The organism is Pseudomonas sp. NY15437, assembly GCF_048068435.1.
In the GTDB taxonomy this organism is placed as follows: Bacteria; Pseudomonadota; Gammaproteobacteria; order Pseudomonadales; family Pseudomonadaceae; genus Pseudomonas; species Pseudomonas nitroreducens_B.
This window is the reverse complement of the sequence record NZ_JBLUQC010000047.1, coordinates 1-478: the sequence shown is the minus strand read 5'-3', so window position 1 is coordinate 478 and position 478 is coordinate 1. Positions and strand designations below refer to the sequence as shown.

General features: G+C 47.9%; 1 rRNA gene. It reads left to right on the top strand.

The features are described 5' to 3' along the window. Positions 1–369 precede the first annotated feature (369 nt). A 16S ribosomal RNA gene (locus ACNFIA_RS31970) occupies positions 370–478 on the top strand; the annotation flags it as partial.

Below are 478 nucleotides of genomic sequence, written 5' to 3'. Positions count from 1 at the left end.
CTGAAAAGAAGGTCGCCGAGGTGGTTGACAGCGACATTGATCGCTGTAGAATGCGCCTCCCGCTGATGAGAAGGTTTCCTTCGCTGAAGCACAAGCGATTGAGTAGAAAAGGAATTTTCGAAAAATAAAGCTTGACGGAAAGAGAGGTTAGCGTAGAATGCGCGCCTCGGTTGAGACTAAAGCCTCAGCCAAACGCTCTTTAACAAGTTGAATCAAGCAATTCGTGTGGGTGCTTGTGATGTAAGACTGATGATCGAGTGATTATCAGCAACGCAAGTAACACTCGTGAATTCGAGAGTTTTAGCTCATTAAATTGAGAATGCGATTGCTGAGCCAAGTTTAGGGTTTTCTCAAAACCCAAGCAGTGTTGAACTGAAGAGTTTGATCATGGCTCAGATTGAACGCTGGCGGCAGGCCTAACACATGCAAGTCGAGCGGATGATGGGAGCTTGCTCCCGGATTCAGCGGCGGACGGGTG